At 38.1% G+C, this 15519-nt stretch carries 14 protein-coding genes; 7 read left to right on the plus strand and 7 right to left on the minus strand.

Annotated elements, in window-relative coordinates:
* Window positions 1-99: 99 nt before the first annotated feature.
* From pgeF to hpt, 4 genes are all read right to left on the minus strand, one after another.
* Window positions 100-894, minus strand: coding sequence for a peptidoglycan editing factor PgeF (gene pgeF, locus K322_RS0115440; RefSeq protein ID WP_051290855.1), 795 nt, complete (start codon window positions 892-894; stop codon window positions 100-102).
* Between the two features lie 9 nt (window positions 895-903).
* Window positions 904-2097 carry a GTPase ObgE gene (gene obgE, locus K322_RS0115445; RefSeq protein WP_026627685.1) on the minus strand — a complete coding sequence of 398 codons (1194 nt, stop codon included), beginning with the start codon at window positions 2095-2097 and terminating at the stop codon, window positions 904-906.
* A gap of 266 nt (window positions 2098-2363) precedes the next feature.
* A complete protein-coding gene (locus K322_RS0115450; protein WP_026627686.1) occupies window positions 2364-2945 on the minus strand; it encodes an adenylate kinase in 582 nt (193 codons plus the stop codon).
* Between the two features lie 6 nt (window positions 2946-2951).
* A complete protein-coding gene (hpt, locus tag K322_RS0115455; RefSeq protein ID WP_026627687.1) occupies window positions 2952-3488 on the minus strand; it encodes a hypoxanthine phosphoribosyltransferase in 537 nt (178 codons plus the stop codon).
* Window positions 3489-3690: 202 nt separating this feature from the next.
* Here hpt and K322_RS19730 point away from each other — a divergent pair, with 202 nt between their 5' ends.
* From K322_RS19730 to K322_RS0115490, 7 genes are all read left to right on the plus strand, one after another.
* Window positions 3691-5022, plus strand: a complete 1332-nt coding sequence (locus tag K322_RS19730; RefSeq protein WP_051290856.1) for a mechanosensitive ion channel family protein — start codon at window positions 3691-3693, stop codon at window positions 5020-5022.
* A gap of 295 nt (window positions 5023-5317) precedes the next feature.
* Entirely contained in the window at window positions 5318-6406 is a 1089-nt protein-coding gene (locus tag K322_RS0115465) for a DUF4831 family protein (RefSeq protein WP_026627688.1), read from the plus strand.
* A 79-nt stretch (window positions 6407-6485) separates the two neighbouring features.
* A complete protein-coding gene (locus K322_RS0115470; protein WP_035332436.1) occupies window positions 6486-6968 on the plus strand; it encodes a CYTH domain-containing protein in 483 nt (160 codons plus the stop codon).
* Between the two features lie 116 nt (window positions 6969-7084).
* A complete protein-coding gene (locus K322_RS0115475; RefSeq protein WP_026627690.1) occupies window positions 7085-8557 on the plus strand; it encodes a hypothetical protein in 1473 nt (490 codons plus the stop codon).
* Window positions 8558-8594: 37 nt separating this feature from the next.
* Complete coding sequence (locus tag K322_RS0115480) at window positions 8595-9473, plus strand: aldose 1-epimerase family protein (protein ID WP_026627691.1); 879 nt, start codon at window positions 8595-8597, stop codon at window positions 9471-9473.
* A gap of 52 nt (window positions 9474-9525) precedes the next feature.
* Window positions 9526-10197, plus strand: a complete 672-nt coding sequence (locus K322_RS0115485) for a class I SAM-dependent methyltransferase (protein ID WP_026627692.1) — start codon at window positions 9526-9528, stop codon at window positions 10195-10197.
* The gene (locus tag K322_RS0115490; RefSeq protein WP_051290857.1) at window positions 10194-10892 is read left to right on the plus strand and encodes a VanW family protein; all 699 of its coding nucleotides are present in this window, start codon (window positions 10194-10196) and stop codon (window positions 10890-10892) included. The genes K322_RS0115485 and K322_RS0115490 overlap by 4 nt, the downstream gene beginning before the upstream one ends.
* Window positions 10893-10972: 80 nt before the next feature.
* Here the strand turns inward: K322_RS0115490 and K322_RS19735 are convergent, their stop codons facing one another.
* From K322_RS19735 to K322_RS20445, 3 genes are all read right to left on the minus strand, one after another.
* Window positions 10973-12376, minus strand: a complete 1404-nt coding sequence (locus K322_RS19735) for an undecaprenyl-phosphate glucose phosphotransferase (protein ID WP_051290858.1) — start codon at window positions 12374-12376, stop codon at window positions 10973-10975.
* Window positions 12377-13024: 648 nt separating this feature from the next.
* Window positions 13025-13603, minus strand: coding sequence for a UpxY family transcription antiterminator (locus K322_RS0115500; protein ID WP_246037415.1), 579 nt, complete (start codon window positions 13601-13603; stop codon window positions 13025-13027).
* Window positions 13604-14073: 470 nt separating this feature from the next.
* On the minus strand, window positions 14074-14967 hold the full coding sequence (locus tag K322_RS20445) for a helix-turn-helix transcriptional regulator (RefSeq protein WP_026627695.1): 894 nt from the start codon (window positions 14965-14967) through the stop codon (window positions 14074-14076).
* Window positions 14968-15519 lie beyond the last annotated feature (552 nt).

Consider the following 15519-nt stretch of genomic DNA (forward strand, 5'->3'; position numbering starts at 1 on the left):
TCAATCCCGAAGAATTTCCGACTTATATTCATCATTCTTCGCAAGTGGAAAAGAAGCAAAACAAATAAAAACCACTAAATTATACCAATAGAATACACATCAATACAAATAGCCTCCGGAAACAATCCTACCCGATTTAACAGATTGTCTTCTAGCTGAAAACATACATAAACTATCTCTATAGGTACATATACCAGAAACATCTATTTTCTCATAATTAAGCCCCGATTTTTGTAGTAAAATCTGATTAGCCAAAGATAAATCAATATGTGTTTTTTTAGTCATATCATTAACTTTACCTATCCGCTCCAAGTCAAGACCTGCATTCTCGAATGCTAAAACAACTTCTTCCCCAACTTCGAAAACAGCCTGTGATATAGCCGGACCAATGTAGGCAACTAAATTTTGAGGTACTGATCCAAAAACACGAATCATTTCTTCAATGGTCTTACCTACAATATTTGCAACTGTACCTCGCCAACCGGCATGAACAGCAGCAAACACTTTATTCTCGGGATCAAAAAGAAGAACAGGCACACAATCGGCGGTAGTCACACCAATACAGATCAGCGGAATATCAGTTATCACCGCATCAACACCCGAAAGTAATTGCACCTGCTTTGTCGATGGATATTGTAAGAACTCTTTGTCTATCACATAAACCTTATCTCCATGAGTCTGGTATGGTAAGAATAGATTCTCAAGAGGTAAGCCGATAGCAGAAACTAATCGAGAACGGTTCTCCATCACATTTTCAGGAGAATCGCCAGAGTACAGCCCTAAGTTAAATGTAGCATAATTCCCTTCACTTACTCCTCCATATGTAGTAGTAGTAAAATGACAAAGCGCCTTATACTTATCCAACAATTGAGAATGTATCAGCTCGACAGGCATTGCAGTTCTCTATTTTTTCGATTCGTTATCGTCCTCTTCAACATCCTCTCCGTAGTAAAAGTCAGGATCGAAGTCTTCATCCTCCTCATCCCAATCTTCTTCTTCGTAATCATCTTCCGGAATAAAGTCATCGTCATCATCATCAAGCTCAATAGCACGGATATCCAGTTTGCGGTGCTTGATCTGATTATCGGCAGCTTTCACGTATGCTCCGTCTGCATTCAATTCATTCCACAGAAGGTCTTTCAATTGCTGAATATTCAATCCTACAACAGAAGAAATAAATATATGAGGAATATCCGGTAAATCTTTGCTAAGTGCTTCAATCAGTTCATCATCAAGCATGTCAGACTTAGAGACAGCCAACACCCTGCGTTTATCCAACAATTCGGGGTTATACTGAGCCAATTCGTTCAACAATACTCTGTACTCGGCATGAATATCATCTGCATCAGCCGGAACCAGAAACAACAGCAAAGAGTTACGTTCGATATGACGCAAAAATCTCAATCCTAATCCCTTACCTTCACTTGCACCTTCTATAATACCCGGTATATCAGCCATCACGAAAGACCGATGGTCTCGATAGCTCACAATTCCCAGATTGGGTTCGAGTGTCGTAAAAGCATAATTTGCGATTTTAGGTTTAGCCGCAGTCATCACCGATAGCAATGTCGATTTTCCGGCATTCGGAAAACCTACCAAACCGACATCAGCCAACACTTTCAATTCCAAAACAATACGCCTTTCCTCGAAAGGTTCTCCAGGCTGCGCATAACGTGGAGCCTGATTAGTCGGAGTCTTGAAGTGGTTGTTTCCACGTCCGCCCCTACCGCCTTTCAACAAGATAATCTCTTGTCCGTCATCCGTTACATCACAAATGTATTCACCTGTTTCGGCATCGTAAGCAACTGTTCCGCAAGGCACGTCTATAATTACAGATTCGCCTTTTTTTCCTGAACACAGCTTTCCTGATCCGCTTTCCCCATGATCAGCTAATAAATGCCTCTTGAATTTCAGGTGCAGCAAAGTCCAATAATTACGGTTTCCTCTGAGTATGATGTGTCCACCATCTCCACCATCTCCACCATCAGGCCCTCCCTTAGGGATGTATTTCTCCCGACGGAAGTGAGTAGAACCTCTCCCACCCTTTCCTGAGCGGCAGTATATTTTTACGTAATCAACAAAATTTGTATCTGACATATATTTAAATAACAAAAAGTATTTATGATATACTTTAGTTTATAACAGGCTTTGGCTATCTTACTTACCAAAGCAACGTTTAAAGCAGTGAGAGCAGAGTCTAGGTTTCTTGAACTTTGCCAAATCGCGATAAACGATTAATATAATTGAATAAAATAGGTCTGAGACCTTAACTAGTAAGCCGGCTCAACGCAGGCATATTATTATATTGACGGCAAAAGCCATTGACTTTCCAGCCAACAGCTTTCCTGCACATATTTTATATTTTATTTTACCTTATCTATAACAGACGATATGCGGCTGAAGATGTCTTCGACACTACCTACACCCTCGATAGAATAAAGCTTTCCTTCTTTTTCGAAAAGTTCTTTCAATGGGGTTGTCTGATTGTAATATACATCCAAACGAGCCTTGATAGTCTCGTAATTATCATCATTACGTCCGGTTTGTTTACCTCTGTTAATAAGTCTTTCGATCAGTTCTTCTTCGGGAACATCAAGACTTACGACAGCTGAGATTGCCTGTCCTCGTTTTTCCAACATTTCAGACAACGCTACTCCCTGTGGAATTGTACGGGGAAATCCGTCAAAGATTACACCCTTGCAGTCTCCCGCTTTGATTTTCTGATCAAAAACACTGGCAAGTATATCGATCATCAGATCATCGGGGATCAATTGCCCTTTCGACATGAAACTGTCTGCCAATTTACCCAATTCTGTTCCTGCTGCTTTTTCGGCACGCAAAACATCACCTGTGGAGATATGAGCCAGATTATACTTCTTGATAAGATTTTCGCTTTGAGTACCTTTCCCTGAGCCCGGAGCTCCAAAAATAACAATGTTCAACATCCTATATTATGATTTTATTTTGTAAATATCAGCTAAGTTACGTCCGTAGCCGTCATAATCTAAACCAAAACCTACAATAAAATCGTTGGGAATTTCTAAAGCGACATAGTCTAATTTGACTTCTGTTTTCAGTGCTTCGGGTTTAAACAATAAGGTTGCTACTTTTATTTCTTTCGGGTTATCACACGCCAACTGATCTAATATCAATGACATTGTATGTCCTGTATCTACTATATCTTCGATAATCACGATCGTACGTCCTTCGATATCTTCTTCAAGACCATAGATTTCTTTTATCTTCCCGGTCGATTTTGTTCCTTGGTAAGACGCCATACGCACGAATGAAATCTCGCTGGCTACAGTTACCTTTTTCATCAACTCGGCGGCAAACATAAAAGAACCGTTAAGTATACATACAAACAAAGGGTCTTTACCCTCCAAATCGATATTCATTTTCTCGGCTATCCTATCTATAGCCTGAATTATCTCAGCCTCAGGGATAAACAATTCAAATTCTTTATCTCTTACCTTTACGCTTTTCATAATTGAATGCTTAAAACTTTTAAGCTTACAAAAGTACTATAATTAGATGAATATGCACATCTATAATATACTTTTTTTCGCAAAGGTTTTATTTAAGTAGCTTATTGATTTAGAATATAAATATTTTCCCTTTACCGGAAAATGTATTTTATGTAACTTTACTTTCGTTTTCACTCAAAAAAATATCAAAAATACTACACTTATGCAAGAAACAGAATTTACAACCTCAGCTAATTTTATTACCGATCATATTCAGGCATTCCTCTCCGACATAGGGATCGCTGACAACTGGATCAAAATACTGAACCTGATTATTGTAATGGCAGCAGCCCTGATTATTGTATATCTTCTTCAGAAAATAACCCGAATGATCCTGATATTCTTATTCAAAAAAGCTGAAAAAATCACAAACCTTAATATATTCAGTTATGCCCGGAATAACCGCCTGCCTCACTTTCTGGCATTGGTAATACCTTACTCATTTATAATATCGGCAATACCAACCATTTTTGCCGATTACCATAAAGTGATCAAACCAGCTATCAAACTGACTGATATCTACATGGTTTTCATGATCATTTGGACTATTATGTCTGTGGTGCGCACCTTAGCTGATATGATACAGGAAAAACCGGCTTTTCAGAACAAACCGATGAAAAGCTATATACAGGTCATCCAGATTATATTCTTTATATTCGGAGCCGTTGTCATTTACTCTATATTAACGGGCAAATCGGCAACCGCTTTCTTCGCCGCCATGGGAGCCGCATCGGCTGTACTGATGTTAATGTTTAAAGATACGATAATGGGATTTGTAGGAAGTATACAGATTTCGACCAATAATATGGTACAGATCGGCGACTGGATCACCATGAACAAATATGGAGCCGATGGTACTGTCGAAGAAATAAATCTGACAACGGTAAAAGTCCGTAATTTCGACAAAACCATAACTACTATCCCGACATATTCACTGACATCCGATTCGTTCCAAAACTGGCGTGGAATGCAGGAGAGCGGTGGACGACGTATCAAACGGTCACTGGTTATCAAACAGTCGGATATACGTAACCTGACTGATGAAGAACTTGCTGTATACAAAAAAACAGAGGCTTTAGCCCCATATATAAAGAAGAAACAGGAGGAATATGAGATCCTCAACAAAAATCTGAATATCGATGCTGCATCTCTATTGAATGGCTTCCAGATAACCAACTGCGATCTTTTTATATGCTATGCTATCTGGTACCTGAAAAACAACCCCAATATTCATCAGGAAATGACATTGATGGTTCGGGAATTAGCTCCTACTTCAAACGGACTGCCTATAGAAGTATACGCATTTACCAACACAACGGTATGGGCTGAGTTTGAACGAATCATGTGCGAAGTTTTCAACCATCTTATTTATAATGTAAAGGTATTCGGATTGACAATATACGAAAGTTCATCGAGCAGCGATTCGCTCACAGTAAACCTGCATCAGATGGATAAGTTTGAGAAAATGAGAGAACTAGATTCACCTAAAAATTAAAAGTGATAGACAGAAGGCGGAAACTAAGGTTTGAAACCATAGTTTCCGCCTTTGCAGGCATAATAGCAACAGGGTGTTATTGCTTTTAAATACATCAGACTTTCTATTACTTAATAATTAGAGCCTTCCGGCTTTTCCTTTTATCCTATACACTTTGTATACTACTAAAAAAATTTATTAGATTTGTATTTCGTACAAAGGTCAAAACCTATGTATTTATCGCTTTGACTGGTCAAACAATCAAAGCCTGTTATAAACTAAAAGTATATCATAAATACTTTTTTACTATAAATATATGAAACGATTATACACAGGTCTGCTATCAATATTAATAATAGGAGGATTATCGGCTCAGAATACTGTAAAGATGAGTGCTGTACGCAGCAACGATTATGGTGTGGTATACTCTTTGCCCAAAACTTCTATAACGGTAAAAGCAAAAGCAACCAAAACAACACGTAAAGCCGGAGAATTTTACGAATACGCTCAGCAATATCTGAATATACCAAACCCGATAACTCAAGACGAAGTAATATACACTCTTACCGATATTTCGGCCGAAACTCAAGGAATTCCAGATAAAGACAAGAGTTATCAGGTCGAATTCAGGAGTAATACTGTTGCACCGTATGTCACGTTGACCAAAAGCGGGCTTATATGTGCTATCAATGCCGATGCACAGTTCGATAATGTAAGCAGTGCAAGCAATACGACATCAGCAGAACCCGAAAAACCGCTGCCCAATCCCAATTCTTTCTTATCGGAAGAAACTCTGCGGGCAGGCTCTAAATCAAGACAGGCGGATCTTATTGCCAAGCAAATCTTTACATTGCGTGAAACCCGCAACAGCATACTCACCGGCGAAGCCGACAATATGCCTCCGGATGGAAACGCCTATAAGCTGGTAATGGAAAGATTAGACACACAGGAAAAAGCCCTGACATCATTGTTCATCGGATCGGAAAGTGTGGAAAATATAGAAAGCTCCGAATATACTATTGTTCCCGAAAGAAAAAATATAGAAAAGCAAGTTATCTTCCGTTTCTCTCGCCGCTTGGGTTTTGTCCGCAGTGACGATTTATCGGGAGCTCCGGCTTATTTGAATCTGACAAGTAAGGAAGCCCTAAGGGACGCACCGATCCTCAGCCCAAAAGAAGAAAAAGAATTGGAGAAAAAATTCTCAAAAGGAATCATATTTAATGTTCCGGGCAAGGCAACTCTTGAGGTTGAATTCGGCAACAAAGACTGGGTAAGCAAAAGCTGCGATATTGTGCAATTCGGTACACAGGATGTGCTTACTCCTCAGATGTTCGATAATAATAAACAGCCTATCAAGGTTATTTTTTATCCCGACTTAGGAGCTATCAAACAGATCATACAATAATTTAGATAAATACAAAACACCATTAATATAAAACAAATAGTGCAGGCATATCCTTTATATGCCTGTTTCATTTATCCATATGAACAATAATAACACCGAGATCGAGCGCAAATTTCTGGTAAAAGGAGATTACAAATCACAGTCATTTTCACACGACAGAGTAGTACAAGGTTATATGGCATCTAATACAGGTGGCCGTAGTGTACGCATCCGAATCAGGGGAGGAAAAGGATACATAACCATCAAGGGCGGAACAACACCAAACGGTATCAGCCGTTTCGAATGGGAAAAAGAGATTTCTCTCGAAGATGCCGAACAATTATTAAAACTTTGCGATCCGGGAGTAATAGATAAAACCCGCTATCTGGTAAAAGCAGGAAACCATACGTTTGAAGTCGATGAATTTTATGGAGAAAACGAAGGATTAACTGTGGCTGAGATCGAACTCAATGAAGAGAACGAAGAATTCGAACATCCCGACTGGCTCGGAGAAGAAGTGACGGGAGACCGGAAATATTACAACTCACAACTGATAAAAAAACCTTATAAGGGATGGAAATAAGGTCTAGGTCTCAGACCTTTTTATTAAATTAGTAAACGAGTAGACAGCTTTACTATATGTAGCATATCATTAAATACTTACTGTTACTTAAACCCAAAACCATTATCTTTGGCTGAATGATCGATATTAAGGTAAAAATACACGACAATTACTCATTTGAATTCAAAACATCATTTATAGCAACCCGCAAAACGGTTGATAGTGACATCAATGAGTTTAGCATCAATACATGGCTGTTTGTCCCCAATAGTATTGATATCAATCGTGGTACATACAGCAAAGATCAATTTTACAAAGACACCAAATCAAACGTAAGGCTTATTACGCCCGTATATACTTTACAGGAAATATATATGGGAGACAACGGTCCTTTGGGCAGATTGAAAGATGCGGCTAAAAAGCTCTCCGAATCACCTGATAACGAAGAATATCAAAAGAATTACATCTTTCAGATAAGAATGCTTTCATCCATCTTCAAAAGTGCATCACGGGATAGAGCCTTCTATATTATCGAAGAAGAAGACAATAATCTGATCGAGGAACTGGTAGATGAATATATACTTCATGTTTCGCATATTATACAGCGTTACCGCGATTTATGGGTGATTATCAATAATGACTCGATATCGGAAGACAACAAGCAATACTATGGTTTTGGCGACGACTTTATAGGCAATATTTTGCAGCAGCAAACTTTCCGACTGATGAGAGGGCTCGAAAACAGATCACCTTACAAACAGGTGAAAGATAAGCTGTATCAACTCGTTGCAAACGAAGATTCGTATAAAAGAGAACAAGGCTATTCGATGCTCGATACGAAAGATGAGAGCAACAATTACCTGGTAGTAATGAGACGGGGTATACTTAAAAAGTTTATTGAAAGCGACTTATTCCTCATCACAAAAAAGACAAAAGACGGAGCCTTGGCCGAACAATTTTATTACGGAATAGCGGCAGGTACTTCGATGATATTCGCCACGGTTGTTTCGTTTTCGGCACAACTGCATTACGGTAATTTTACCATTCCCTTGTTTTTTGCTCTTGTGATCAGCTATATATTCAAAGACCGCATTAAAGACCTTATGCGTTTTTACTTCAGTACACAATTGGGTAAAAAATACTTCGACACCAAACGTCAACTCGATATACAACGCAACCCGATAGGATGGACAAAAGAAGCATTTGATTTTGCTATCGAATCGAAAGTTCCGGGAGAAGTTCTGAATATGCGCAAGCGGTCTCCATTGGTTGAAGCCGAAAATCAGATATATAACGAACAAATAATACTTTATAAAAAGCTGGTAAATCTGGAATCTTCAAAAATAAGTAATTATAAAGGATACCAGTTTATAGGAATAAATGATATAACACGATTCAATATCACTCACTATATCCTTAAAATGGATAACCCGAAAGTCCCTATTTACCTGCCTGATGAACAAGACGGATACATCCGGTTCTCGAGCGAAAAAGTATATGCTCTGCATTTTATACTAAGGTGCGAAGGACATGAAAACCTCTATTACAGAAAATTCAGGTTACTGTTCAACAGAGAAGGAATAAAAGAAATAACCGAACTAAAAGACTAAAGTCTTCAAAAAACCGATAAGATAAAGTACTCAATATATGAAAACCCTGATCAACGACAAATTATCAATAAAAGTAAAGCCTTTAGGAGCAGAACTTTCCAGCATCGTCAGTCTCGATAATGGACATGAATACCTCTGGCAGGCCGATCCAGCCTATTGGAAACGGCATTCGCCGGTACTCTTTCCCATAGTAGGCGGATTATGGAATAATAAATACACGCATAATGGACAGATTTACCCCATGTCTCAACACGGTTTTGCACGGGATGAAGAATTTTCACTGATATACGAATCGGCTAACGAGATACGGTATAAACTCACGAATGACAGCAAAACGGAGCAAATATATCCATTTGCCTTCGAATTGGAGATAGCTTATAAACTGGAAGGAAATAGCGTTATTGTGATTTGGGACGTTATCAATACAGGACAGTCCGACTTATACTTTCAGATAGGCGCGCATCCTGCATTCAATTATCCGGAGCATAGTTCAGCAAGCCCTATCAAAGGCTATTTTACATTCGACCGCAATAACGATCTGAAATATATACTTATTGCCGAAAAAGGATGTGCGGATACTACCAAAGAATACGATCTGCAACTGACCGATAACCTTTTGCCTATAACAAATCACACATTTGACAACGATGCGCTGATATTCGAAAACAGCCAGATAAGCAAAGTTTCGCTGTTGGACGCAAACCGTAAGCCATATATCAGCTTACAATTTGATTCGCCGTTAGTCGGGTTATGGGAACCTCCGCACAAAGACTCCCCATTCGTTTGCATAGAGCCTTGGTATGGACGTTGCGACAGAGTCGGATATTCAGGAGAGTTCAGCCAAAAAGACCGAATGAACAAGCTGGCTGTTCAGCATAAGTTCTCGGCTTTATACCGTATTATTATTGAAAAGTAAAACGATAGGGATTATTACACATACACTTTCGGTAAAGACAAACAATCTATATATGCAACACTCTATAAAATCGTACTATGACGAACTGGCTTCGGAATATGACAACGACAGGTTCGCCAATTCGTACGGAAAATACATCGATTATCAGGAAAAGAAGATCCTGCATAAATTACTGTTAAACAACAACAAGGATAAAACGCTGGATGTTGCATGCGGAACAGGCCGTTTTCTCAGATATGCCCGTTATGGATTAGACATCAGCCCTCAGATGCTGCAACAGGCTCAACAAAAATATCCGAGCCGTATGCTCTTTGAAGGCAGTGCTTTACAAATGCCTTTCGAAAGTAATATGTTCGAGACTATTTTTTCGTTCCATCTACTTATGCATTTGGATAAAGATGATACCCGTCAGTTTTTGACAGAAACCGCACGTGTCGCAAAACAAGGTGCACGGCTTATCTTTGACTTTCCGTCTAAATACCGTCGCCAGATCATCAATTACAAGATAAAGGGTTGGCACGCATCCAACTCTCTTTCGTCAATGGAAGTGCAAGCAATGACTACAAAATGGATACTGAGAAAATCCTACGGATTGATGTTTTTTCCGATACATCGCTTCCCATCATCATGGCGGAGATACATCAGACGACTTGACCGTTGGATATGCCGCTCATGCCTGAAAAAATACGCATCATACACCATCGTTGTTTTAGAAAGAACATGAAAATAAAGAAGCTGATCCCCTCATCGTTGCGGTTGAGATACAAACTGATCAAACGTTATACAGAAGACCGGAACAAAGGAGTAATCTTCGCCTCTTTCAGAGTAACGGAATCACCGTTCGAACATTCTATTTCAGAAACACAAGAGATCAGAAAGTCTGAGTATTATCAGAATAAGATCGACAATATAAGACTAGGAACCAATCTAATAGAAAGGATTATCATAACTTCAGGAGAAACTTTTTCATTCTGGCGGGCAATAGGAAACCCATCTCCAGAAAAAGGCTTTAAGATGGGTCGCAACCTGATAGATGGCAAACTCAAGGCTGACTACGGTGGAGGACTGTGTCAGCTATCGGGCATCATTTACCTGTGTGCGCTGAAAGCAGGACTTAGTATAAATGAGCGTTATAACCATACGGTGGATATTTATACCGAAGAAGAACGATTTACTCCACTGGGAGCCGATGCAACAGTAGTATACGGATATAAAGACCTGAGAGTAGTAAACCCCTACCCTTTTGACATCAGATTCGAATTCGAAATACAAGATGGCTACATGTCCTGTAACCTGCTAAGTACAAAACCGATAACAGAGCGTACGATTGAGTTCAGACGAAAGAAATACCTAAACAGAATTGTTGTTGAAACATTTTCGGATAATAAGTATCTCAATACATCGGAATACCTTATCTAAAAAAAAAGGTTGCTACAAATTTATGTAACAACCTCCTGTAAAGTGGTATTAGATTTTATCTATTTTTATCCAAAGGATAATCAATATGCGTTCTTTTCGCCTTGCAGCATATTGGTTATTGTATAAACCATGATGCGGATATCAAGCCAGAAGCTCCAATTCTCAAGATACCAGATATCATATATCACACGGCCTTCCATCTCAGGAAGAGTCTTGGTTTCTCCTCTATAGCCATTTACCTGTGCCCAGCCTGTAATACCGGGTTTTACCAAATGGCGAACCATATATTTATTGATTATTTTCGAATAGTCTTCTGTATGCTTCAACATATGCGGACGAGGCCCCACCAGACTCATTTCTCCCCGCCATACATTAATCAACTGAGGCAGCTCATCGAGATTGGTTTTTCTGAGGAAATTCCCTATTTTGGTCTTTCTTGGGTCATTCAGCGTAGCCTGTACCTTGTCGCTATCATTATTGACCTTCATACTTCTGAACTTATAGCAGCCAAAGCTTTTGCCGTTCAGACCAGTTCTTTGCTGACGAAAATAAATCGGACCCGGAGACGATATTTTAATTATACTTCCTATTATCAGGTACAGAAAAGGATATACAGTGCATAAGAATACGGTTGATACCGAAAAGTCTACAAAACGCTTTATAACCCGATTGGTTATTCTGCCCAAAGGCTCACGGCGAATGGCAAGTATTAATACATCACCACATTTATCCACCGTCATTTTACGTTTCAGATAATTCCGTAAATTGGGAACACTGTAAAAACGCAGCAGGTTATTTTCGCAATAATTAATAATCGGTAATATCTCATCCCTATGTTTAGAAGGTAATCCGCAGAAGACATCATCTACCTTATTGCTCGATAACCACCCCACTACATCTTCCGGATATCCCAACCACGACACACCTTCGGGAAAACCTTCCAATTCTTCATTAAAAGAAAAGACTCCCAACAGATTATATCCCATCTCGGATTGTTTCAACGTTTGAATTATTTCCAGCATATTTCCACCATCTCCCACAACCACGGCAGATCTGCTGTTTCTACCATAACTTCGAACATTCAATATCCAAAGTCTTAACGAAAGCTGTGCTAATACAATAAAAGCAAAAGCCACGAGATAAAACGGTACAACATATTTGAGATGTATAGCAGGAAGCATAGCAATGCTAAGCCCCGATAAAAACAGGAAAAAAGCTATTATAATAATTCTCGATACATGAGATACTATAACCTCAGGACGTACTATCCGCTTTTGCAATATAGCCCCGGCTATAAACAAACTCATGATATACGATATATTGCAGATAAGCCAGTATTGAAATACATAAGAATCAAAGGCTTCGATTCTCCGTTCCGTACCCAATAAAAAATAGAACGCAACACACCAAATATTGAGAACTAGTAGATCAACAAATTGAGTCGAAATCCTAAAGTATGTACTTTTACTTAAAGCATTATTCATTTTCTTTCAAATTTTAAATGTTTAACTTAAGACTAAACACTGATTGGCAGAACATTTTTCTCTAGTGATTATACTGGCTACCAAAAAGTTGCAAATCTGTTTAGTTTAAAAAACTGATTCATAAGAGTATCGTTTGTGTTAGATGATAGGTTGCTATTGTCTTTTAAGTAAAAGTGAATATTTTCTGATATCAAAAAATGATATTTCAAAAAAACTAAAAATAGTAGGTGTGCCTTGCAGACGAGCCGTTTGTAAAGGATAACCGGAGAAGAATAAGCTCTCCTTCAATCTTTCTTGTGTTCTAATCTCGATTATCGTACTTCCGAACGGAAAAAGAATACGTCTGCAAGTATACCTACATCAACCACTGATTCGTATCTTGGACTCTGTTATAATATTCTCTAATATGACACTATTATTAATTTGTACACACAGGTCTACTAAATGGGGGAAGATCGTTATATGGATACGGTAGCTGCACGTACTCGGTTTACTTCCCTTCTCAGTAAAACATTATCGCATATGCCGTAAATTTTCAAGAACTCTGGTATATTTCAGAAAACCAGAGGTGCATGTTTTATATCGTTTGGTTCGAAAATTATCTCTATAATTTATCGTCAGTTTGTATATAATTAGAGGTAGAAAACTTTAAACCTCTGTCTCGCACAATATCGTCTGTTCATACATCCTCGGTTCTTCGAGCCTCTCCAGCTGATAAGGAGAAATATAAGCTGTGGCAACAGACATTAGACCATCTACAGATACAACAACACGCCTGTCTCCTCTGATCCGTAAAAATTCGCCGACAACTCCGGCTAAAGGCCCTTGGGTAATACGGACTTTGTCACCCCGGCGTAAAAGAACTTCAGACGAATCGAGATATATCAATTGATCGTCATAAGTTTTAGCTACGCTCAAAAAATTATTCATCTGATTTTCGGGAACTACCATCGGTTCGTTGCGGACTCTATCCATCATATAACGTACCGGAAAACGCAACTCCACCTCAGTCTTTACCTTATTCAGAACAGCTCTTGATGTCTTGACAAAAACAAGATTGTTTACAACCGGAACCAACACTTTGATTTTCTGTCCTTTTTTCTCTACATACTTGTAATGCATCGGAATAAAATTTTCGATATCAATCGTATCCAGATGATTTTTAAACAACATTTCTCTGTTGTATGGTATACGCATTACATGCCATACGATTTCAGTATTTTTCACTTTCAAAAAAATTTGAGATAAATAAACTTCTTTCTATAAATTAAGGTCTCAGACCTATTTATTAATTAGACAAGCATAAATATAACAGCATGTTACCACTATGAAACACCTCATCAAACACTGCTATTACATAGTTCGGATCGGACGTACCTTGGGGACACCAGAATTTTTTAACCCTGTATCGATCTTTATTTTATTTATTCAGAAAATTATTGAAACCCCTCTCCTATCTCAGCATCAGGATAAAATATAGCAAAACGCTAAACAATCTTTAATCTCTATCTATTACTTTTATTAGTTACACACTCTACATTAACCATTTCGAAACAATATGATTCAATAAAATCCACTTAACTATCATATTGATTTATCCTATTACAAAAATAGGTCATTTGTAAATACCAACTGTTTCATAAATAATCACTTTTATGTCATATATAGACCTTTGATCATTCTTTCTATCATTTTCATCATCTAACCGCACCCGACGAACGTATTATTCCGGGAGTTGCACCCAAATATTTTTTACAGAATGTATTAAAATGAGATGTCGATGAGAAATTGTATTCTTCACATATCTGCTTGAATGATTTTTGTCCGTGATTAAGCTCATAATATATATCTTCGGCCTTTTTCATTTTAAGCCATTGGGCGGGAGCCATATTAAAAACTTTTTTGAAACGCTTTTTGAAGCCTGACAAACTATAATATGCCAAATCGGCCAGATCCTGCTCGGTTTTTACTTTGCGATACGCATTATATATAAAATCAGAAAACACTCTGTCGCTTGATAATATCGGTTTAAAGAAATTTTCGATTTGCTGGCTTGTATAGCTTATATTCATTATGCAGATAAACTCCTGCACCTTTATTTCCATATACTGCGGTGTACATAATCCGGCATCACTGCACTGGCTCAATAACGACACATACAATATCAACAGATTATTCATATCAAGCACCGACAATTCGTCGGATGATTGCTTTTTCTCATTCAGCTCTTTATGCGAATAAGCCGAAGCCATATTACTTACAGTCCGTGATTTTTGCCCCTGAAAACATCCCGAAAGATTGATATTATAAGGAATCTTAAGCAGTACCATTTCGGATCTCTCTTGTGCGACCCCCGTAAAGTTAGAACCCAATGGTATTACCAGCATTTGGTTTCTGTCCAGTTCTTTTTCATAATATTTCGACATAGAGAAGTTCACTCTACCGTTTCGGATAAAAAGTATTTTAGAGTCACCGGGTGCAATTTCTAGAACTTCACCCTGGTCGACAATAAAAGTCTGGATTATATCGTGATCATAACCAAACTTATCGTCCAATACCTTTAAGTAGTTTAGAGTAACATCCTTTACCATAACTTTGTATGTTCTTTATTTATTGATCCGGGAAAAGGCCTCAGACCTTTTTATTTACATAGACACACACGCAACAAGCCTTTCGTGCAATAGTTGATTTCCCGGTATGCCTAGTATTTTTATTTAAGATTAAAATGGAATGTGCTTGAACAAGCCCCTTATAGACCCACCATAGACTAATGAGAAAGTAGAGTTAGAGTTATTCTGGGAATTCTTGGGGACACCAAAGATCTTATGTCCTCGGATAACCACTTTTATTTAAATAGAATCTATCTAAAGTATTCATTTTCTATCTCAGCGTCAGAATAAATTAGAAATACGAATTGAACCATCGAGTGCAGCGGCCAACACAACTATAGCAGCACTTCAGGTCTTCTTAAAATAATTACTCTCTATATTCTTATAACAAACACTTAATTATATATCATCAGCTACATTGAACTGATATACAGAAAAATATCCAAGAAGAAAACTTTGATTTCTTTCAATATAAAATATCTTTCTTTTTACGATTTTATATAGAAAAAAGATTATGAAATGATCTTTCTGATA

Source organism: Indolivaga capnocytophagoides DSM 22835, assembly GCF_000426485.1.
GTDB lineage: Bacteria > Bacteroidota > Bacteroidia > Bacteroidales > Dysgonomonadaceae > Dysgonomonas_A > Dysgonomonas_A capnocytophagoides.